Here is a 19,793-nt window from a genome sequence, read left to right on the forward strand (position 1 = left end):
GGCCGCCGGCTGCCCGGTCTCTTTGCGAAATGCCAAGCTGGGGCCATTTCCCCGAATTGTTTGCGTTTCGGCAATCTCGGCCTTCGCCTTCCGCTCTAGGGTTTCCCGCATCCGGGGGCAGGGCGGCCGCTTCTCCCGGCATTTCCTGTTGCGGGCCGGAGGACAGAACAACATGGCAATCGCAGAAGCCGGAAGCATCCCCGTGATCGATGTCAGGACCATTCCGAGGATGGAACGCCATCCCAGGATTTTCGCCATGGTCGATGGGCTGGCGCCTGGCGCAACGTTCGTGCTGGCCAGCGATCACGATCCGCGCCCGCTGCATTACCAGCTCGAAATGGCGTTCCCGACGGAACTCACCTGGGAGTATCTGGAGCAGGGCCCCGAGCTGTGGCGCGTCGAGATCGGCCGCAATGACGGGCAAGGCTGCGATTGCTGCTGCGGCAGCCACTGAACCAGAGCGGCTGGCAAGCCGCTAGCCCTGACGCCATCGCTGCTTTGGCAAATAATCGGAGAATGCTCGGACTTGGGCGCGGGCGTTTTCTGGCACAGGGACGGGTTTTGAACTAGTATCCGCGGTCGGCGCCGTCGCGTGTCGCGGCTGCCGGCGGAGGATGGCAATGCGCAAGCTCCAGTCTCAAGGCGTTCACCACATCACACTGGTCGGCGCCGACAGGAAGACGTCGATCGACTTCTGGGAAGGCGTGCTCGGCATGCCTTTCATCTTCGAACAACCCAATCTCGACAGGGCCAGCGAGAGCCACCTCTATTTCGACCCTGGCGACGGACGCCTGATCACCATCTTCACCGACGAGAACCGCAAGCCGGCACCGGAACGGACCCCGACGGACATCGGCTGCGTTCACCACATCGCGTTTGCGGTCTCGCGCGTGACCTTCCTGCAGGCCGTCGCCCGTCTCGACGAGCGCGGCATCAGGCACAGCGGCGTCAAGGATCGCGGCTTCATGGATTCGATCTATTTCGAGGATCCGCTCGGCCAGCTGATCGAGCTCGCCTCCTATCGCTTCGAGCCGCCCCATGGCCACACGCACGCCGACGTGCTCATGGAGGCGCACAAGGTGAGGTTGGCCCGCGGCGACTACAACATTGCCGAGATCCACCTGGCCGACGCCATCGAAGCGCTGGTCGAGGGGAGCCGCGCGACCCTGTCGTCCGACCGGACGCCGAAGGATCCCTACACCAAGAGCTGACACACAAGCAGGGAGCGATGACATGCCCGACATCAAGCTCAACGTGATCAAGCCCAGCGTCAACAACATGGCCGCGCGCGTGTTCGTCCGTGCCGCCGGCCTCGACTTCGCCGAGAACGACGTGTTCGGCCAGACCAGGTCGCCTGAATACCTGGCCATTTGTCCCGCGCATCTGACGCCGATGATCGAGACGGCGGAGCTTCCGAACGGTGCGCTCTGGGAGAGCTGCGCGATCATGCAGTATCTCAGCAACAAGCACGGGCTGGAGGGGCTTTATCCGAGCAGCCCGGAAAAGCGAGCGATGATCGACAGCGCCATGTTCTACCTGATCGGCACGTTCTACCCGTATCTCGCGCGGGCGACCTATCCGGCGCTGAATTTTCCGCAATATCCGGGCGAGGTCGGCCACAGCGATGCCGATCCCGACACCAAGGAGAAGGCGCGCAAGGCGGCCGTCGAGGCACTCGCCGAACCGCTCGATGTCTTCCGCACGTTCTACATCAAGGACAAAAGATTCATCGGCGGCGACAAGCCGTCGATCGCCGACATCCGGTTCGCAGCGACGCTGGAATTCCTGGCGGTCATCGACTATCCGCTGCCGGCCTGGGCGAAGGACTATGTCGCGGCGATGGAGGATGCGCTCGGCCAGGCCTATGCCGAGCCTGCGGCCGACGTCCGTGGCTACATCGGCTATGTGAGATCGCAGGCCAGCTGACGCAGCAGTTCCAAGACCTCGATTGCCGCATTGCACAATTAACGGCGGCGCGCAAAATAGGGCATGGCCGCCAAACCTCTCGCCGTGCTCGTCATTGACGAAAACCGCATCCGCGCCTCGATCATCGAGGCGGGGCTGCGCGAGGCCGGCCATGACGAGGTGACGCTCGTCCACGATGTCGCCGGCATCGCCCGGCGCATCGCCGAGATCAATCCCGACGTCATCGTCATCGACCTGGAAAACCCCAACCGCGACATGCTGGAGAACATGTTCCAGCTGTCGCGCGCGGTGAAGCGGCCGATCGCCATGTTCGTCGACCGCTCCGACAGCGCCTCGATCGAGGCGGCGGTCGATGCAGGCGTGTCGGCCTATGTCGTCGACGGCCTGAAGCGCGAGCGGGTCAAGCCGATCCTCGACATGGCCGTCAGCCGCTTCAACGCATTTTCGCGCCTGTCGCGGGAACTGGAAGAAGCGCGCAGCGAACTCGAGGACCGCAAGGTGGTCGACCGGGCCAAGGGCATCCTGATGAAGTCGCGCGGGGTCTCCGAGACGGAGGCCTATGCGCTGCTGCGCAAGGCGGCGATGAACCAGAACCGCAAGCTGTCGGAGATTGCGCAGAGCCTTGTGACCGCTGCCGGGCTGTTGGGAGACGACGCATGACCGACGTCCGCTTCGAGATTTCAGCCGGCTTCCTGCCATTGCTCGACAGCGCGCTTCTGGTCGCGGCCAGGGAGAAGGGCTTTGCCGCAGCCGAGGGCATCGCGCTCACCCTGGTGCGTGAGACCTCATGGGCCAATATCCGCGACCGGCTCGCCGTAGGGCATTTCCAGGTGGCGCATATGCTGGCGCCGATGCCGATTGCCTGCAATCTCGGCCTGACGCCGCTGGCTGCGACCACCGTCGTGCCGATGGCGCTGGGCCTCGGCGGCAACGCCGTTACCGTTTCGAATGCGTTGTGGCGCGACATGGTCGGGCATGGCACCAGCGCCGATCTTTCGCCGCGCGCTGCCGGCGACGCGCTCAGGGGCGTCGTTGCCGATCGTGTCCGCGCAGGTGCCGCACCGCTGCGTTTCGCTGTCGTGCACCCGCATTCGGGCCACAACTACGAACTGCGCTACTGGCTGGCCGCCTGCGGCATCGACCTCGACCGCGACATCGAGATCGTGATCCTGCCGCCGCCGCTGATGGCCGATGCGCTGGGATCCGGCTCCCTCGACGGCTTCTGTGCCGGCGAGCCCTGGAATACCGCCGCCGTCATGCTCGGCCATGGCCGCATCGCCACCGTGAAGGCCAAGATCTGGCGTTCCAGCCCGGAAAAGGTGCTGGGGGCAGATGCGCGCTGGGCCGAGGCCAACTCCGATGCGCTGGCGGCATTACTGCGCGCCATCCATCACGCAGCGCAGTGGTGTGCCTCGCCAGCCAATCACGCCGAACTGGCAGGCATCATGTCGGCTCCGGTCTATGTCGGACGACCGGCGGACTGGATGTTGCCGGCGCTTTCGGGCCAACTCCGGACGTCGGCGGACAGTTCCGTCGAGGTCAACGACTTCTTCATGCCGCAGGCGAGGGCGGCGACGTTTCCGTGGAAGAGCCACGCATTGTGGTTCTATAGCCAGATGGTGCGTTGGGGGCAGGCCGGGCATTCGACCGAGAATGCCGCGATCGCCCGCGAAACATACCGGCCCGACCTTTATCGCGCTGCGCTGAAGCCGCTGGGCGCGGCCTTGCCGGGCGCCAACGCCAAGGTCGAGGGCGCACTGCCCGCGCCAACTCCGGTCGGCTCGGCCGGGGCCAGCCTGGTGCTCGGCCCGGACGGCTTCTTCGACGGCGGCTTGTTCGATCCAGACGATCTCGACGGCTATATCGCGGCTCAGCGAATGGCAGGCGGCGGCTGAACTTTTTTGTGCACTGCACATAAAACAGGCAGATGTCGGTGCCGGTTGATCATCGTTTGACCGCCGGCATTTTGACGGCTGAGATCCGTCGATCATGTAAGCATCTGAAAATGAATGGAAACGCCTCGCGCTGCCAAACTGGCACGGTTTGTGCGTTGCAATAGGCGAGGCCGAAAGGCCAGACATATCGGCGTCCAATGGCGGGCGTCTCAGGCAAAGCTGCCGACCAGACGACCGCGATCCCGGATGTACGGACGCGCGACCCTGGCCGGCAGCTTTTTTGTTTTCGCGATCCAGAGAAGCGCGGCGCCTCCCACGCCGCACAACGGAGCCGACAATGACTGCAACCCTCCAAGCCGCGCCCAGCCAGGACAATGCTCCGGTCAGGGCGCTTGCCATTTCCACCCTCGCTTTCACCGTCTGCTTTGCCGTGTGGACGATCTTTTCGATCATCGGCGTGCGCATCAAGCAGGAGCTGGGTCTCTCCGAAACCCAGTTCGGCCTCCTCATCGGCACCCCGATCCTGACCGGCTCGCTGGTGCGCATCGTGCTCGGCGTCTGGACCGACCGTTTCGGCGGACGCCTCGTCTACACGGCAACCATGCTGGCGGCGGCCATCGCCACCTTCCTGCTCGCCTTTGCCCAGACCTACACGCAGATGCTGATAGCCGCCCTCGGCGTCGGCCTCGCCGGCGGTTCCTTCGCCGTCGGCGTCGCCTATGTCTCGCGCTTCTTTCCCGCGGGAAAGCAGGGCACCGCGCTCGGCATCTTCGGCGTCGGCAATGTCGGCGCCGCCGTCACCAAGTTCCTGGCGCCGTTCGTCCTGCTTGCCGGCGGCTGGCAGGAGGTGGCGCTGATCTGGGCCGCTTGCCTCGGCTTCATGGCCTTCATCTTCTGGTTCGCCAGCGAAGACGACCCGGTCATCCGCCAGCGCCGTATCCATGGTGCTGAGCCAAAGAGCTTCTGGAACGAATTCGCACCGCTCAGGAATGTCCAGGTCTGGCGCTTCGGCCTCTATTATTTCTTCTCGTTCGGCGCCTTCGTCGCGCTGGCGCTGTGGCTGCCGCGCTATCTGATCGGCGTCTACGGCTTCGACATCGTCACTGCGGGCATGATCGGCGCCGCCTATTCCATCCCGGCCAGCATCTTCCGCGCCTATGGCGGCGTGCTGTCCGACCGGATCGGCGCCCGCACGGTGATGTACTGGACGTTCGGCGTCTCGGCGATCGCCACGCTGATCCTGTCGCTGCCGACGGCCGACTATGTCGTGCATGGCATCAGCGGGCCGATGTCGTTCCATTTCGAGGTCGGGCCGGTGGCCTTCATGGTCGTCGCCTTCGTCCTCGGCTTCTTCATGAGCCTGGGCAAGGCCGCCGTCTACAAGCACATCCCGGCCTATTATCCGGAGAATGTCGGCGCAGTCGGCGGCCTTGTCGGCATGATCGGCGGCCTCGGCGGCTTCATCCTGCCCATCGCCTTCGGCGCGCTCAACGACCTCACCGGCCTATGGTCGAGCTGCTTCATGCTGTTGTTCGCCATCGTCGTCGCTTCGCTCGTCTGGATGCACCTGTCGGTCCGCAGGATGTCGCGCGACAGCGTCGACGAGCCGCTGACCTTCGCCGCCCAGTGACACCGCCAAGGAGCACCGTTATGACCGAGAGACTTGTCATCATCGGCAACGGCATGGCCCCCGGGCGCATGCTGGAGCACCTGCTGGAGGCCGCACCCGGCCGCTACCAGGTCACCATCTTCAACGCCGAGCCGCGCGTGAACTACGACCGCATCATGCTGTCGCCGGTCCTGTCGGGCGAGAAGGGCTATGAAGAGATCATCATCCATGGCGACGGCTGGTACATCAAGCACGGCATCACCCTCTACAAGGGCCACAGGATCGTTGCCATCGACCGCACGGCCAAGACCGTCACGTCAGATCATGGCGTCACCGAGCCCTATGACAGGCTCGTCATCGCCACCGGATCGGTGCCCTTCATCATCCCGGTGCCGGGCAACGACATGTCCGGCGTGCTGAGTTACCGCGACCTCGACGACGTCAACGCCATGCTGCTCGCCGCCCAGTCGCGGGCCAAGGCCATCGTCATCGGCGGCGGCCTGCTCGGCCTCGAAGCGGCCGCCGGCCTGCAATCGCGCGGCATGGATGTGACGGTGCTGCACGTCATGCCGACGCTGATGGAGCGCCAGCTCGATCCGGCCGCCGGCTACCTGTTACAGAAGGCGGTCGAGGCGCGCGGCATCAAGGTCATGACCAAGGCCAACACCAAGGCCATCGTCGGCCACGGTAAGGTCGAGGGCGTCGAGCTTGCCGACGGCACCATCATCCCGGCGACGCTGGTGGTGATGGCGGTCGGCATCCGGCCCAATGCGGCGATCGCCAAGGACGCAGGCATCGACACCAATCGCGGCATCGTCGTCGATCACGGCATGCGGACCTCGGACCCCGACATCCTGGCACTCGGCGAATGCGCCGAGGTCGGCGGCCAGGTCTACGGGCTTGTCGCGCCGCTCTACGAGATGGCACGCGTGGCAGCCGCCCACCTCGCCGGCGAGCAAACGGCCGGCTTCGTCCACTCCGACACGCCGACCAAGCTCAAGGTCACCGGCATCGACCTCTATTCGCTCGGCGACTTCGCCGATGGCGACGACCGCGAGGAGATCGTGCTGCGCGACGCCGCGGCCGGCATCTACAAGCGGCTGGTGCTTAGGGATAACCGCGTCATCGGCACGGTGCTCTACGGCGAAACAGGCGACGGCGCCTGGTTCAACGACCTCAAGAAGAAGCAGACCGACATCTCGGAGATGCGCGATACGCTGATCTTCGGCCAGGCCTATCAGGGAGGATCGCCGCTGGACCCTATGGCGGCCGTTGCGGCACTGGCGGATGATGCGGAAATCTGCGGCTGCAACGGCGTCTGCAAGGGCAAGATCACCGGCACCATCGCGGAAAAGGGGCTGACCTCGCTCGACGACGTGCGGGCGCATACCAAGGCGTCCGCCTCCTGCGGCTCCTGCACTGGGCTGGTCGAGCAGCTGATGACGCTGACGCTGGGCGACAGCTACAACCCCGCCGCCGTGCAGCCGATGTGCAAGTGCACCGACCTCGGCCATGACGACGTGCGCCGGCTGATCAAGGCCAAGGGGCTGAAGACCATCCCCGAGGTGATGCAGGAGCTGCAGTGGAAGACCTCCTGCGGCTGCGCCAAGTGCCGGCCGGCACTCAATTACTACCTCGTCTGCGACTGGCCGGACGAATATGCCGACGACTACCAGTCGCGCTTCATCAACGAGCGTGTCCACGCCAACATCCAGAAGGACGGCACCTATTCGGTGGTGCCGCGCATGTGGGGCGGGGTGACCAATGCCAACGAGCTGCGCGCCATCGCCGACGTCGTCGACAAGTTCGAGATCCCGCTGGTCAAGGTCACCGGCGGCCAGCGCATCGACATGCTGGGCATCAGGAAGGAAGACCTTCCGGCGGTCTGGTCCGATCTCGGCAAGGCCGGTTTCGTCTCGGGCCACGCCTATGCCAAGGGGTTGCGCACGGTGAAAACCTGCGTCGGCTCGGACTGGTGCCGGTTCGGCACGCAGGATTCGACCGGGCTCGGCATCCGCATCGAAAAATTCATGTGGGGCTCGTGGACGCCGGCCAAACTCAAGATGGCGGTGTCGGGCTGCCCTCGCAACTGCGCCGAGGCGACCTGCAAGGACGTCGGCGTCATCTGCGTCGACAGCGGTTTCGAGATCCACTTCGCCGGTGCCGCCGGCCTCGACATCAAGGGCACCGAGGTGCTCGGGCTGGTCAAGAGCGAGGACGAGGCGCTCGAGGTGATCGTCGCGCTGACACAGATGTATCGCGAGCAGGGCCGCTATCTCGAGCGCATCTACAAATGGGCCAAGCGCGTCGGGGTGGCCGAGATCAAACGCCAGGTCCTCGACGATGCCGAGAAGCGCAAGGCCTACTACGAGCGTTTCGTTTTCAGCCAGAAGTTCGCCCAGGTCGATCCATGGTCGGAGCGGGTCTCCGGCAAGGACAAGCACGAGTTCCGGCCGATAGCGTCCGTCGGCTTTGCGGAGGCAGCGGAATGAGCGGGACGGATTGGATCGCGATCGGCACGTTGGCCGACATACCGTTGCGCGGCGCGCGCTGCGTGAACACGCCACAGGGCAAGATCGGCGTGTTCCGTACCGCCGAAGAGCAGGTCTTCGCCATCGAGGACCACTGTCCGCACAAGGGCGGGCCGCTGAGCCAGGGCATCGTGCACGGTGCGTCGGTGACCTGCCCGCTGCACAATTGGGTGTTTTCGCTGGAGACTGGCAAGGCCCAAGGCGCCGACGAAGGCTCGGTCAGGACCATCCCGCTCAAGGTCGAGGACGGGCGACTGTTCATTGCCCTCGACGTCCTGGCTTCGAAGGCTGCCTGACCATGGAGGATGCACGCGAGGTGAGGACCGCCTGTCCCTATTGCGGGGTGGGTTGCGGCGTGCAGGCGCGGGTCGCCGCGGACGGCACGACGTCCGTGCGTGGCGACCCCGGCCATCCCGCCAATTCGGGCAAGCTTTGTTCCAAGGGGTCGGCGCTCGGCGAAACGCTCGGCCTCGACGGGCGCGTGCTGCATCCCGAGATCGCCGGTCGTCGTGCCTCCTGGGAAGATGCGCTCGATCTGGTGGCCCAACGGTTCTCCGAGACCATCGCGCAACACGGCCCGGATTCGGTCGCCTTCTATGTCTCGGGCCAATTGCTCACCGAGGACTATTACGTCGCCAACAAGCTGATGAAGGGGTTTATCGGATCGGCCAATATCGACACCAATTCGCGCCTGTGCATGGCCTCCAGCGTCGCCGGCCACAAGCGGGCCTTCGGCGAAGACATCGTGCCGGGCGTCTACGAGGATTTCGAACAGGCCGATCTTGTCGTGCTGGTCGGTTCCAACACCGCCTGGTGCCATCCGATCCTCTACCAGCGCCTGCTCGCGGCGCGGGCCGAACGCGGGACGAGGATCGTTGTCATCGATCCACGACGCACGGCGACCGCAATGGAATGCGACCTGCATCTGCAGCTCAAGCCCGGCACCGACGTGCTGCTGTTCAACGGCCTGCTGGCGCATCTCGCGAATACCGGCGCCGCCGACCAAGCCTATGTCACCGCCCATACGTTGGGCTTCGAAGCGGCACTCAGTCTTGCAGCGGCCGACGCTCCCTCGGTGAAGCGCGTCGCCGAGGGCTGCGACCTTGCACCTGCGGAGGTCGCCGCCTTCTACGACCGGTTCGCGGCGACCGAGCGCACGGTCACAGTCTACAGCCAGGGCGTCAACCAGTCGGCACACGGCACCGACAAGGTCAACGCCATCATCAATTGCCATCTCGCCACAGGCCGTATCGGCAGGCCGGGCATGGGGCCGTTTTCGGTCACCGGCCAGCCCAACGCCATGGGCGGCCGCGAGGTCGGCGGGCTCGCCAACCAGCTGGCGGCGCATATGGGATTCGACGATCCATCTGCGCCCGATCGCGTCGGCCGGTTCTGGAATGCACCCGCAATCGCCCGCAAGCCGGGCCTCAAGGCCGTCGACATGTTCGAGGCGGCAGGCGACGGACGCATCAAGGCGCTGTGGATCATGGGCACCAACCCGGCCGTCAGCATGCCGGATGCCGGCAAGGTTCGCGCGGCCTTGAAGTCCTGCGACTTCGTCGTGGTGTCGGATGTCACCCGCACCGATACCAGCCATTTCGCTAACGTGCTTTTGCCAGCGGCAGCCTGGGGCGAGAAGGACGGCACGGTCACCAATTCCGAGCGCCGCATATCGCGCCAGAAATCGTTCCTGCCGATGCCCAGCGAGGTCCGTCCCGACTGGTGGATCGTCGCCGAGACCGCCCGGCGCATGGGGTTTGCCGCCGCCTTCGATTATGCGGGACCGGCCGCGATCTTTCGCGAGCATGCAGCGCTTTCCGCCTTCGAGAACGAGGGTGCGCGCCTGTTCGACATCGGCGGCCTCGCCGATCTCACCGACGCCGAATACGAGGCGCTCGCGCCGCTCCATTGGCCGCTACCCTCGGGCGCTTCGGCCGGCGTGCAACGGTTGCTCGGTGACGGCAGCTTTCCCACCGCCGATGGCCGCGCCCGTTTCGTGCCGGTCCGCCAGGAAGGCGCGGCACTGCCGGTCGACGCCGCTTTCCCGCTTGTCCTCAACACTGGCCGGTTGCGCGACCAGTGGCACACAATGACGCGCACGGGCCGCGTTCCCAGGCTGATGGCCAATGCGCCGGAACCGGCGATCGAGCTGAACGCTGCCGACGCCGTCGCGCTGGGGATCTCCGATGGCGACCTCGTCCGCATCGAAAGCCGCTATGGCGGCGGCCGGGCCAAGGCGATCACCAACGCCGGCCAGCGCAAGGGCGAAGCCTTCCTGCCGATGCACTGGAGCGGCCGCTTTGCCGCCAATGCCTCGGCCGGATCACTGTCGGCGCCTGTCACCGACCCGTTTTCGGGCCAGCCGGAGCTCAAGCACGTGCCGGTGCGGATCTCGCGCGAGCCTGTCGCCTGGGCCGGCGTGCTGATGACCCGCCGCGACCTCAGGCCGACAGGTTTTGTCCACTGGAGCCGCGCAGCCGTCCAGGGTGGCTGGGTCTACGAATTGTCCGGCACCGAGCCGCCGGAGCAGGGTATCCTGCTCGCTCGCCGTTTGGTCGACGTGGTGCCGGCCGACCAACTGCTCGAATACACCGACAGGCGCGGTTCGACATTCCGCGCCGCCGCGACCGACGCCGAGGGCAGGCTCACCGAGGCGCTGCTGGTGGCGCCGCACGGCCACCTGCCGGGGCGGGACTGGCTGCTGTCGCTGCTCGCTTCGTGCCAGCCGCTGTCGCCGCTCGACCGCCGCGCGTTGCTGTCGGGGCGTGCGCCGGTGCCGGTGCCGTCGGTCGGCCGCATCGTCTGCTCGTGCTTCAATGTCGGGGTGAACCAGTTGGCCATCGCGATCTCCGGCGGCAGCACAAGCGTCGACGAGATCGGCAAGCTGCTGAAAGCCGGCACCAATTGCGGTTCGTGCCGTTCGGAGATCCGGGCGATGCTCGATGCCGGCCGGCTTCAGGCCGCTGAGTGAGCTTCGCGCGGCGGACACGCGGCGTCAGTGGCGCTCAACAATCCAGGGCCTTGGGCGTCAGCCGCTTGCATGGGTAATATGCTGGAAACGGCGGAACATGCGCCAGCCGGTGGCCGCCAGCCTGTCGGCGGGCGGCGCGACCGGCAGGACCGGCTGGGTCAGCAGGCGGCGCAAATCCGCCGGCCCGACCTCGCTGGTCATGACGATGCGCGACAGCGTGAACGGGTCCTCGGTCGTCGAGGTCAAGGCATGGCGCACGCGGCAGGCCGACTGGAAACCCGCGCCGCGGACCAGTGCGCGCGTGGTGCGGCTGGAATAGCCATGCGGATAGGCAAAGCTGTGCACCTGCCGCTTCAGCCCGTGTTCGAGGGCGAGCTTGCTGTCGAGGATTTCGCGCGCGGCCTCGACCGCCGACAGGATGTCGAGCTGCGGGTGGTTGACGGTATGGGCGCCGATCTCGATGCCTTCGCAAGCGAGACCGCGAAGTTCGTTCCAGTCGAGCATGCGGCGCTCGCCCTCGCCACAGGCGGCTAGCCATTCGCTGGTCTTTCCGACGAAGCCGGAGACGACATAGAGCGTGGCGGCGAAGCCGTATCGCTCGAGCACCGGCATGGCGCCGGTGAGAAAATCGCACAGGCCGTCGTCGAAGGTGATGGCCACGGTGCGCGGCGGCACGGGCCTGTGCTCGCGGAAGATGGTCGCCAGCGCCGAGATCGTCACCGGGCGGAAGCCGCCCTCGACGAGAACCTTCATGTGCTGGTCGAGTTCCTCGGGCGTCATCATCCAGCGCCGGTAGGCCGGCGCGCAGTCGGTGTCGACGCTGTGATAGAGCAGGATGGGCACGGTTGGGCGCATGGCGGTCGACCCTCCTTTGGCGTAGACGTCTTGGCCGTTTTCCGGACGGGCGACACCGGATGTCGGGCGCCGCGAGGCGGCGTAGCGGCTGCGCAGATAGTTTGGAACGCCGGCCGCGATGCCCAGTCGCTCGCGCCAGATCAAGGTCCCGGGATAGTCGCCCGGCAGGCGCTGGTTCTTGGGCGAGGTCGGGCCGGCCATATGGGCAATGCCCGCGGGCATGGCGCGCGCCAGTTGCAAGGCTGCCGGCGGATCGTCGACGACGACCTTGGTCAGGTAGGCGCCGAGGCCCATGCCATAGCCGAAGGCCTGGCGGCGCATGCCGTCCTCGCCGCGGCGATGATGATGCCAGACAAGCGCGCGCGGTTCATAGACCAGCTGGAAGCCAGCCTGGACGACGGCGTAGAATGAGGCGAGGTCGTCGCCGCCGCGGGCAAGCGTGCCGGCGCCAAGGGCGGAATCGAAGCCGCCGATCTGGCGCAGCGCCTCGGTCCGGAACGCCATGTTGGCGCCGGATCCGAACTGGCCGGCGGTGAAGGGAAACAGCGAACCGGAAGGCCGGTTGCCGGCAAGGTCGAAGACCTTGCGCGCAAAACCCTTGCCGAAGCCGCCGTGCCGCTCGGTCCAGAACTGCGCCCGGGTATCGAGTTCCGCGGGCAGGATCAGGCCGGTGACGCAGCCGACCCGGCCGGCGCGGTCGAAATTCGCCGCCATCGCCGCCACCCAGTTGGGATCGACGATGACGTCGTCGTCGGTGAACAGCGCAAGCTCGGAGGAGATGTCGGCGAGGCCGGCATTGTGGGCGCGCCCGAGACCGGGAACGTCCTCCCTGACATAGCGTACCGCCTTGCCCCGGGCATAGCGCGTGGCGATCAGGTCGGCGGTCTGGCGATCCGACGGTGCATTGTCGACGACGACGATGTCGAAGGGCTCATAGGTCTGGACAAGCAGCGAATCTAGGCAGCGCGCCAGGCTTTCGGCGCGGTTGCGGGTGGCGATGACGACGCTGGCGAACGGCCCTTCCTTCTTCGGGAGCGGCGCATCGTGCTGCAGCGCGCTGTTCTGGACCGCCTTGTGCTCGGCGATCCGCGCGCGCAGGTCGACAGTGGTCAGCACGTCGCCGTCGAAGGCAAACTCCATGGTCGAGACCGGGCGACCCATCCGCCGGACGAGGCAGAACACGCCGCCGTAACGCTCGCCGCTGATGGGGTCGAGCATCTGCACGTCGTTCATCGGCCGGCAGACATCGATATCGAGGACCTTGATCGGGCGGAACTGCGCTTCGCTCATGCCTGCCTCCATGCCCGGTTCAGCCGCGCGCCGAAATACCCCCAGACGGTGTAGCCCAATCCGAAAACGATGCCGCCGGCCCGCGCCAGTGCCCATGGGTCAAGCTTGAGCACGCTGTCGCCCAGGGCGCGCAGGATCCCTGCGGGCAGCACGCGCATGACGTAGCGATGCTCGCTGGCGAGCCCGTCCTGGGCGCCCACCGCCTTGACGACCTGGGTCTTGGAACGGCCTTCGGCGAGGCAACGCTTGCGGAAGTAGCGCCAGCCGGCGCGCTCGGCTGTGACCTGATGGTGCACGCTCATCTGGGGGTCGTAGAGGATGAGGGCGCCCGGCATGGCCTGCGTGGCGCGGATGCAAAGCTCTGTCTCTTCGCAGCCCGCAGCATCGGCGGCGGTACGGCCGATGCCCTCGCGAAAGCCGCCTGTCAGGTCGAAAACGGTCCGGCGGAATGACATGTTGCAGCCGATGGGATTGCGCACCGGTTCGATCCGGTCCGGCTGGCCGCGATAGCTGCAGCCGACAACCCACTGGAATTCCTCGGGAAACCAGCGCGGCCGGTCGACCTGCCACAACGGCAGCACACGGCCGCCGACACCAATGACCGAGGGGTTGTCGTAGTGGGGCAGCATGCGTGCCAGCCAATAGGGATCGGCAATGGCGTCGTCGTCCAGGAAAGCCAGGATGTCGCCGCTGGCGCGCCGGAGGCCGGTGTTACGGGCGCCGGAAAGGCCGCGCGCGCCTTCATTGACGATCACGGTCAGCGTCGGATAGGCGGCAAACACGTCCAGCCACAGCGGCGTGTTGTGGTCGATGACCACGATGACCTCGGTCGGCTTGCTGCGCTGGGCGAGTACGGAGGCGATGGCGCGGTGAAGCTGCTCCCGGCGATCGTCGGAATAGGCACAAATGATGACGGATACCTTGTCCCCCGAAGCCGCCATGACCGCCCGCCTAGATGCTGGGTTGTTGCAGTCCGGCTGCTGCGCGGCGGCGCGCCGGCACCTTGGGCAGTGGTGAGATGCCCAGCCTGACAATCGTCTTGAGCACGCGCCAACCATCGGGGAAGGTGCGCAGGTTGCTGGTTCCGTGGATGCGCGGGAATTCCTTGCTTGCGACCTCGAATACATTGAGCTCGGCGCGAAGCGCCTGCACGTTCATCTGGGTCTCGATCTCGAAACCGGTCGCCTGTTCGAGGTTGAGGCAGGGCAGCACGTCGCGCCAGAAGGCGTTATAGCCATAGCAGAGGTCGGTGAACTTGCCGCCGAAGCGCAGGCGCACAAGGCGGAGCAGACCCCAATTGCCGAGCTTGCGATACCATTCCATGTCGGTGGTGTCGCCGCCCTGCATGAAGCGTGAGCCCTTGACGAAGTCGGCGCCGGCAAGCAGGGCGCCGACGAAGGCCGGGATTTCGCCGGGATCGGCGGAGCCGTCGGCGTCCAGAGTGATGATGATGTCGCCCTTGGCTGCGCTGAAGCCGGTGTACAGCGCTGAACCCTTGCCGCGCTTCTCCTGCTGCAGGACAATGATGTCAGGCAGCAGTTCGCGTGCAACGGCGATGGTGTCGTCAGTGGAATTTCCATCCACAAGGATGACTTCGTCGACCCAGGCAGGAATGTGAGGAAGAACGTGTGGCAAGTTCTTTGCCTCGTTCATGGCGGGGACCACCACGCTGATCCGTGCAGTGCCGCCGAGAGGCATTCCTGCTGCCTTGAAGATTTCCATAGCAGGTCGCTGCGGGAATGCTGCCGCCGTCATAACGCTTACTCCAACCCAAAGGTGGCGGCATTACCTGACGACTACGCGAACCAAACAGACCGGACGCAGAATAGCACCCTGGTGAAAACGACAATTTCGCAACCAGGTTGTTCCCGTGGAAAATCTGGACGCAAGTGCTTGTAAGCCCCACTCGCCAACTGAACTTTACCAATTTGTTTACCTTTTGTAAACCATGGTTAATATTCGTATCTATAGAAGGAAAATCAATATACATCTTAAAATATCGTACTTGTATGAGCGTGTTAGATTTATGTTTTGTGTGAGGTTATCTTTGGTCTAGATTGATTTATGCGGATCGAAGTTCCAAATTTACGCTTATGTTCGGTTGGGTTGCAATTCGTCACTTTTATATTATGCATCGCTTTAATAACGTTTCTATCAGCCGATACCTCGCAAAATGCATTCCGGCCGCTCGAATGCGTCGTAAAACCCGTGCTGGTTGCATTTTTTGGGAACGTTCACTCGGCTGGTCGCAATATTGTGATCGGTGGCAAAAAGAGTGCGCCAGGGCCGCGTCGTGCAGCGTGGTGTGGCCCGGCAGCTACTTTCCACAGCTCATTGTAGCCGCGGCGCATATAGTGCGCGCTAGCGAATGACGCTCGACAGTCCGCATGGTAGGTTGTCGTTAGATGACATGCGGCGGGGTTAGTCCAAATACGGCATATGATTGCAGTGCCGCTTTCCATTCCGCGTAATGCGGATTGTTCGAGGGTTCAATTTGCCTAGTTCGCACCAGCCTGCAGATCCCAGCAAACACGACGCCGTCGATGCCTGGGTTGTCCTGATGAAAAAGTGGGACGCCGCCTACAAGGATTATCTATCCGCGCGTAATGCGCGAGCTGCGGGCGAGGCCAAATCGGGTGATCTGAGCCCGGAATTGAAGCACCGCGAGGCCCAGGCGCTGGCATTGCTTGCCGAAATCAAGGCGGAGATGGACAAGGTTGTCGCCGACACGCGACAGCGTCGCGAGCCGATTGGCGAGTCCATTGTCGTGGGAACCATCACCACCGGCGAGGTCGAGAGCGAAAACCCCGGCGAACCGGGGACAAACCCATCCGAACGCTGACTCCGCTTCGGCCGGCCGGAAAGTTCCGTCCCAGCCGCTTGCACGCGTCGCCGATCTTGCTTGTCACTCCGGCCGCAGGAAGCGGCCGTTGACCCAGCCCTCCTGACCGCGGTAGCGCACTTTGCACCAGCTCTGGCTGTCCTGGCAGCCGAGATTGCGCAGGCCGCCGGCGTCGAACGGTATCTCGGCAACGACGAATCCGCGCGGTGAGGGCGTCGTGCGCATGTTGAGCACATCATCGGGCGTTACGCCGACGACGCGCCAGGAGCGCGGTCCCGGCAACGGCTCCGGACCGGGGTCAGGTGCTTCGCCGCGTCCGGCAATGCGGACATCGAGCGAAAACGGTGCCGGGCGGTTGCGCCGCGCTTCGGCGCGAACCAGATAGATCTGGATCGTATAGACGCCGGAGGCCGGCAGCCGGCCGTCCCATTGGGTCTGTTCGCGGGCGATGGTCCGGCCGCGCGGATCGAGTACGTTGAAATAGAGGAAGGTGTTGCGCGAATTGAGGTCGAGGCTCATGCGCTGGCCGGCACGCGCCTCGAGCCTGTAGGAGGCGCTGATGCGGCCGATGACGATGCCGCGCACCGTCGTCTGCGTCGCGCCAGGGCGCATGCGCAGCGTTTCCACGCGCTCCTGCGCCGCCGCAACCTGCGGGAGGGCCGGCGCAAAAGCCAGCATGAGTGCCAGAAATACACTGCTACGTCGCATCATCTCGGTCCCCGTAAGAGAATCTGCTGCGATCCTAGCGCAATGGTTGCAGGAAGAAAGCCTGGCTGCTGCAGTCTGTCGTCGCTGCAGTGCCTGCAGTCCGGCTCAGCCGCCGCTGATGGCGGTGAGCACGAATACCTCGACGCCGGGCCTGAGCTTCGTCTTCAGCGTCGCGCGCTCGCCTTCGACGAAGACGTTCATGTGCTTGCGGATGGCAGGGCGGCTGTCGCAGATGCGGTCGCGCATGCCAGGCCAGCTTTTGTCGAGTTGGTCGACCATCTCCTTGACCGTTGAGGCCGTCATTTCCACCCGTCGCGGCGCACCTGGGAACAGGTCGACGAGCACGCCGGGAAGCCGCACCACGATGGGCGCGGCTTCAGCCTGATGTTTCCCGGTGCGGGATGGGGCGTCGCCGAGCATCTGCCTTTTCCCGTCAGTCCACCACAAGCGTTTCCACCGACAGGATCGAGGGCAGGTGCTGGGTGACGTTCACCCAGCTTTCGCCCTCGTCGGCGCTGGCGAACAGCGCGCCCGAACTGGTGCCGAAATAGACGCCGGCCGGTTCCAGCCGGTCGGTCGCCATCGCCTGGCGCAGCACGCCGATATAGGCGTTTTCCTGCGGCAGGCCGTTGCGCATCGCCTGCCACTCGCGGCCGGCGTCGCGCGTCCGCCACACGGCTGCCTTGGCGTCGGGGACATAGCGGCCGGCGGAATCGCCGTTGAGCGGCACCAGATAGAGCGTTTCGGGATCGCGCGGGTGGGTCGCTGCCGGGAAGCCGAAGGTCGAAGGCAGGCCCTTTTCGATGCTGACCCAGCGCTTGCCGCCATCGTCGGAACGGTACATGCCGCAATGGTTCTGCTGGTAGAGCCGGTCGGGCATACCTGGCGCCATGACCAGATTGTGCACGCACTGGCCGAATTCGGGGTAGTTCTCGCCCTCTGGCATGAAGTCGGCACGGGTGCCGAGATTGCGCGGCTCCCAGCTCTTGCCGCCGTCGCCGGTATAGAACACGCCGGCGGCCGAGATGCCGATCCAGATACGGTCGTGATCGTTGGGGTCTATGACCAGCGAATGCAGGATCAGGCCGGCGCCGCCGGGGTTCCAGTGCGGCCGGGAAGGGTGCTTCTGGAGCCCTTCGACGTGGCTCCAGCTCTGGCCGCCGTCGTCGCTGCGGAACAGGCCGGCGGGCTGTACGCCGGCAAAGAGACTTCCATTTCCCTTGGCGAGGCTCCACACCGCCTTGATCGGCTCGTCGCCCTCGGCATAGGCGAGACCCTCGCTCGAATGCGTCCAGGTCTCGCCGAGATCGCTCGACTTCCATACGGCGGGGCCAAACCACTCGTTGCCGCCGGCGCCCCAGATGGTGCCGGTCTTCGGGTCGGCGACGACATGGTTCATCGGCCAAGTCTCGCAGAACGGCCCGCGCAGCTTCCACGAGCGCCTTTCGGCATCGCTTTCGGCGATGAAGGCGCCTTTCTTGGTGCCCAGCAGGACAAGGACTTTCACAGCCATCGTTCTCTCCCACGGATGCGCGATCCTCAGAAATGGAATCCGGATCGGCGGCTATCGCATTCGAATATATGGCGCTCCCATTCGCCTGGGGCTTGCTTGCCGGCGCACCGGCTCCTCTCCGGTGCTGCCCGTCCATCAGGCGGAAGAGAGGAGTTTAGCGGCATTGCCGCAGGCCGAACAGCTTGCGGTCAGCGATCTGCTGACAAACGGCTCTGGGCCATCGCGCGGCGGGCAAGGACATTCAGGTTGACACCCGGCCATAATTCAATACCGGTCGAGCGTTAGATACATATGCTTCGCTTCTTCGGGAGATCAATCAGATGACCATCAACGTCGCTCCGGTGGGCTTGACGCGCGATCTCGTCGAGCGCGAAAAGTCGGGCAAGCCGATCCGCATCGGCCTGATCGGCTGCGGCGAGATGGGCACCGATATCGTGTCGCAGGTGGCGCATATGCCCGGCATCGCGGTTGGCGCCATTTCCGAATTCCACCCCGAGCGTGCATTCAAGGCGGCCGAGATCGCCTATCAGGAAAGCGGGCATGCGCGCGAGGCGACGAGCACCTCGGCACTCGCCGATGCGATGGAAAGCGGCAAGATCGCCGTGACCAACGATGCCGACCTCATCCTCAACAGCGGCCTGATCGACGTCGTCATCGATGCGACAGGCGTTCCGGCAGTCGGCGCCGAGATCGGCCTGCGCGCGATGGAACACGGCAAGCACCTGGTGATGATGAATGTCGAGGCCGACGTCACCATCGGCGCCTATCTCAAGAGCGAGGCAGCCAGGCTCGGCGTCACCTATTCGCTCGGCGCCGGCGACGAACCATCGTCCTGCATGGAACTGATCGAGTTCGTCTCGGCGATGGGCCACACCATCGTCGCCGCCGGCAAAGGCAAGAACAATCCGCTCAACATCGACGCCATCCCCGACGACTATGCCGAGGAGGCCAAGCGCCGCAACATGAACGTGCGCATGCTGGTCGAGTTCGTCGACGGCTCGAAGACGATGGTCGAGATGGCGGCGATCGCCAACGCCACGGGCCTGGTACCCGACAAGGCTGGCATGCACGGACCTTCGGCCACTTTGCCCGAACTCAACAAGGTGCTGGTGCCGCAAAAGGACGGCGGCGTGCTGACAAAGGTCGGCGTCGTCGACTATTCGATCGGCAAGGGCGTCGCCCCCGGCGTGTTCGTCATCGCCGAGATGTCGCATCCGCGCATCCGCGAGCGCATGGAAGACCTCAAGGTCGGCGAGGGGCCTTACTTCACCTTCCATCGTCCCTATCACCTGACTTCGCTCGAGGTGCCGCTGACCTGTGCCCGCGTCGTGCTGCACGGCAAGGCCGACATGGTGCCGCTGTCGAAGCCGGTCGCCGACGTCTGCGCCGTGGCCAAGAAGGACATGCAGCCGGGCGAAAAGCTCGATGCCATCGGCGAATATTGCTACCGGTCGTGGATCATGACCGCGCCGGAAGCCCGCACGGCCAAGGCCATCCCCTGCGGCCTGCTGCAGGGCGGCACCGTGACGGCGCCGATCAGGAAGGGCGAGTTGATCACCGCCGCCAACGCTGCCGTCGCCCTCGGCTCGAAGATCGCGGAGCTGCGCGCAAGGCAGGACAGGCTGGTGTACGGGGCCGAGGGCTGACGGCAAG

The 19,793-nt window shown here is 65.1% G+C and carries 17 protein-coding genes; 11 read left to right on the forward strand and 6 right to left on the reverse strand.

Annotated features, from left to right (window positions below):
* The first annotated feature begins 172 nt into the window (after window positions 1-172).
* The 9 genes from O1Y97_RS12005 (at window position 173) to O1Y97_RS12045 (ending at window position 10,932) form a co-directional block, all read left to right on the forward strand.
* Window positions 173-454, forward strand: coding sequence for a DUF2249 domain-containing protein (locus O1Y97_RS12005; RefSeq protein ID WP_318764133.1), 282 nt, complete (start codon window positions 173-175; stop codon window positions 452-454).
* 166 nt (window positions 455-620) lie between these two features.
* The gene (locus O1Y97_RS12010; RefSeq protein ID WP_318764134.1) at window positions 621-1,211 is read left to right on the forward strand and encodes a VOC family protein; all 591 of its coding nucleotides are present in this window, start codon (window positions 621-623) and stop codon (window positions 1,209-1,211) included.
* 22 nt (window positions 1,212-1,233) lie between these two features.
* Window positions 1,234-1,926, forward strand: coding sequence for a glutathione S-transferase family protein (locus tag O1Y97_RS12015; RefSeq protein ID WP_183260201.1), 693 nt, complete (start codon window positions 1,234-1,236; stop codon window positions 1,924-1,926).
* Window positions 1,927-1,989: 63 nt separating this feature from the next.
* A complete protein-coding gene (locus O1Y97_RS12020) occupies window positions 1,990-2,586 on the forward strand; it encodes an ANTAR domain-containing response regulator (RefSeq protein WP_108607531.1) in 597 nt (198 codons plus the stop codon).
* Window positions 2,583-3,821, forward strand: a complete 1,239-nt coding sequence (locus O1Y97_RS12025; protein ID WP_318764135.1) for a CmpA/NrtA family ABC transporter substrate-binding protein — start codon at window positions 2,583-2,585, stop codon at window positions 3,819-3,821. Before O1Y97_RS12020 ends, O1Y97_RS12025 begins: the two co-directional genes overlap by 4 nt.
* 337 nt (window positions 3,822-4,158) lie before the next feature.
* Window positions 4,159-5,451 carry an MFS transporter gene (locus O1Y97_RS12030; protein WP_318764136.1) on the forward strand — a complete coding sequence of 431 codons (1,293 nt, stop codon included), beginning with the start codon at window positions 4,159-4,161 and terminating at the stop codon, window positions 5,449-5,451.
* Between the two features lie 20 nt (window positions 5,452-5,471).
* Window positions 5,472-7,922, forward strand: coding sequence for a nitrite reductase large subunit NirB (gene nirB / locus O1Y97_RS12035; protein ID WP_318764137.1), 2,451 nt, complete (start codon window positions 5,472-5,474; stop codon window positions 7,920-7,922).
* Window positions 7,919-8,257 carry a nitrite reductase small subunit NirD gene (gene nirD, locus O1Y97_RS12040; RefSeq protein WP_318761169.1) on the forward strand — a complete coding sequence of 113 codons (339 nt, stop codon included), beginning with the start codon at window positions 7,919-7,921 and terminating at the stop codon, window positions 8,255-8,257. The genes nirB and nirD overlap by 4 nt, the downstream gene beginning before the upstream one ends.
* A gap of 2 nt (window positions 8,258-8,259) precedes the next feature.
* Window positions 8,260-10,932, forward strand: a complete 2,673-nt coding sequence (locus O1Y97_RS12045) for a nitrate reductase (protein WP_318761170.1) — start codon at window positions 8,260-8,262, stop codon at window positions 10,930-10,932.
* Window positions 10,933-10,989: 57 nt separating this feature from the next.
* On the opposite strand, the gene O1Y97_RS12050 is transcribed toward O1Y97_RS12045, so the two are convergent.
* Genes O1Y97_RS12050 through O1Y97_RS12060 form a run of 3 tightly spaced genes read right to left on the reverse strand, consistent with a single transcriptional unit; the run spans window position 10,990 to window position 14,832 of the window.
* Complete coding sequence (locus tag O1Y97_RS12050; protein WP_318761171.1) at window positions 10,990-13,077, reverse strand: glycosyltransferase; 2,088 nt, start codon at window positions 13,075-13,077, stop codon at window positions 10,990-10,992.
* Window positions 13,074-14,018, reverse strand: a complete 945-nt coding sequence (locus O1Y97_RS12055; RefSeq protein WP_318761172.1) for a glycosyltransferase family 2 protein — start codon at window positions 14,016-14,018, stop codon at window positions 13,074-13,076. Before O1Y97_RS12055 ends, O1Y97_RS12050 begins: the two co-directional genes overlap by 4 nt.
* Window positions 14,019-14,028: 10 nt before the next feature.
* Window positions 14,029-14,832, reverse strand: coding sequence for a glycosyltransferase family 2 protein (locus O1Y97_RS12060; protein WP_318761173.1), 804 nt, complete (start codon window positions 14,830-14,832; stop codon window positions 14,029-14,031).
* 805 nt (window positions 14,833-15,637) lie between these two features.
* Here O1Y97_RS12060 and O1Y97_RS12065 point away from each other — a divergent pair.
* Window positions 15,638-15,919, forward strand: a complete 282-nt coding sequence (locus O1Y97_RS12065; RefSeq protein WP_318761174.1) for a hypothetical protein — start codon at window positions 15,638-15,640, stop codon at window positions 15,917-15,919.
* Window positions 15,920-15,982: 63 nt separating this feature from the next.
* On the opposite strand, the gene O1Y97_RS12070 is transcribed toward O1Y97_RS12065, so the two are convergent.
* From O1Y97_RS12070 to O1Y97_RS12080, 3 genes are all read right to left on the reverse strand, one after another.
* Window positions 15,983-16,630: an SH3 domain-containing protein gene (locus O1Y97_RS12070; RefSeq protein ID WP_318761175.1), complete on the reverse strand. Its 648-nt coding sequence runs from the start codon at window positions 16,628-16,630 to the stop codon at window positions 15,983-15,985.
* A gap of 102 nt (window positions 16,631-16,732) precedes the next feature.
* Window positions 16,733-17,047 carry a MoaD/ThiS family protein gene (locus O1Y97_RS12075; RefSeq protein ID WP_183260217.1) on the reverse strand — a complete coding sequence of 105 codons (315 nt, stop codon included), beginning with the start codon at window positions 17,045-17,047 and terminating at the stop codon, window positions 16,733-16,735.
* Window positions 17,048-17,060: 13 nt separating this feature from the next.
* Window positions 17,061-18,140 (reverse strand): WD40/YVTN/BNR-like repeat-containing protein, encoded by a 1,080-nt coding sequence (locus O1Y97_RS12080; protein ID WP_318761176.1) that lies wholly within the window; start codon window positions 18,138-18,140, stop codon window positions 17,061-17,063.
* 320 nt (window positions 18,141-18,460) lie between these two features.
* Here O1Y97_RS12080 and O1Y97_RS12085 point away from each other — a divergent pair, with 320 nt between their 5' ends.
* The gene (locus O1Y97_RS12085; RefSeq protein ID WP_318761177.1) at window positions 18,461-19,786 is read left to right on the forward strand and encodes an NAD(P)H-dependent oxidoreductase; all 1,326 of its coding nucleotides are present in this window, start codon (window positions 18,461-18,463) and stop codon (window positions 19,784-19,786) included.
* The last annotated feature ends 7 nt before the right edge of the window (window positions 19,787-19,793 follow it).

Origin of the sequence: Aminobacter niigataensis (genome assembly GCF_946995915.1) — a bacterium.
Classification (GTDB): Bacteria; Pseudomonadota; Alphaproteobacteria; order Rhizobiales; family Rhizobiaceae; genus Aminobacter; species Aminobacter niigataensis.

Excerpts from the sequence above, each read along its gene's own strand:
- O1Y97_RS12005 (WP_318764133.1), top strand. The coding sequence starts at position 173 with ATGGCAATCGCAGAAGCCGGAAGCATCCCCGTGATCGATGTCAGGACC.
- O1Y97_RS12010 (WP_318764134.1), top strand. The coding sequence starts at position 621 with ATGCGCAAGCTCCAGTCTCAAGGCGTTCACCACATCACACTGGTCGGC.
- O1Y97_RS12015 (WP_183260201.1), top strand. The coding sequence starts at position 1,234 with ATGCCCGACATCAAGCTCAACGTGATCAAGCCCAGCGTCAACAACATG.
- O1Y97_RS12020 (WP_108607531.1), top strand. The coding sequence starts at position 1,990 with ATGGCCGCCAAACCTCTCGCCGTGCTCGTCATTGACGAAAACCGCATC.
- O1Y97_RS12025 (WP_318764135.1), top strand. The coding sequence starts at position 2,583 with ATGACCGACGTCCGCTTCGAGATTTCAGCCGGCTTCCTGCCATTGCTC.
- O1Y97_RS12030 (WP_318764136.1), top strand. The coding sequence starts at position 4,159 with ATGACTGCAACCCTCCAAGCCGCGCCCAGCCAGGACAATGCTCCGGTC.
- nirB (WP_318764137.1), top strand. The coding sequence starts at position 5,472 with ATGACCGAGAGACTTGTCATCATCGGCAACGGCATGGCCCCCGGGCGC.
- nirD (WP_318761169.1), top strand. The coding sequence starts at position 7,919 with ATGAGCGGGACGGATTGGATCGCGATCGGCACGTTGGCCGACATACCG.
- O1Y97_RS12045 (WP_318761170.1), top strand. The coding sequence starts at position 8,260 with ATGGAGGATGCACGCGAGGTGAGGACCGCCTGTCCCTATTGCGGGGTG.
- O1Y97_RS12050 (WP_318761171.1), bottom strand. The coding sequence starts at position 13,077 with ATGAGCGAAGCGCAGTTCCGCCCGATCAAGGTCCTCGATATCGATGTC.
- O1Y97_RS12055 (WP_318761172.1), bottom strand. The coding sequence starts at position 14,018 with ATGGCGGCTTCGGGGGACAAGGTATCCGTCATCATTTGTGCCTATTCC.
- O1Y97_RS12060 (WP_318761173.1), bottom strand. The coding sequence starts at position 14,832 with ATGACGGCGGCAGCATTCCCGCAGCGACCTGCTATGGAAATCTTCAAG.
- O1Y97_RS12065 (WP_318761174.1), top strand. The coding sequence starts at position 15,638 with ATGAAAAAGTGGGACGCCGCCTACAAGGATTATCTATCCGCGCGTAAT.
- O1Y97_RS12070 (WP_318761175.1), bottom strand. The coding sequence starts at position 16,630 with ATGATGCGACGTAGCAGTGTATTTCTGGCACTCATGCTGGCTTTTGCG.
- O1Y97_RS12075 (WP_183260217.1), bottom strand. The coding sequence starts at position 17,047 with ATGCTCGGCGACGCCCCATCCCGCACCGGGAAACATCAGGCTGAAGCC.
- O1Y97_RS12080 (WP_318761176.1), bottom strand. The coding sequence starts at position 18,140 with ATGGCTGTGAAAGTCCTTGTCCTGCTGGGCACCAAGAAAGGCGCCTTC.
- O1Y97_RS12085 (WP_318761177.1), top strand. The coding sequence starts at position 18,461 with ATGACCATCAACGTCGCTCCGGTGGGCTTGACGCGCGATCTCGTCGAG.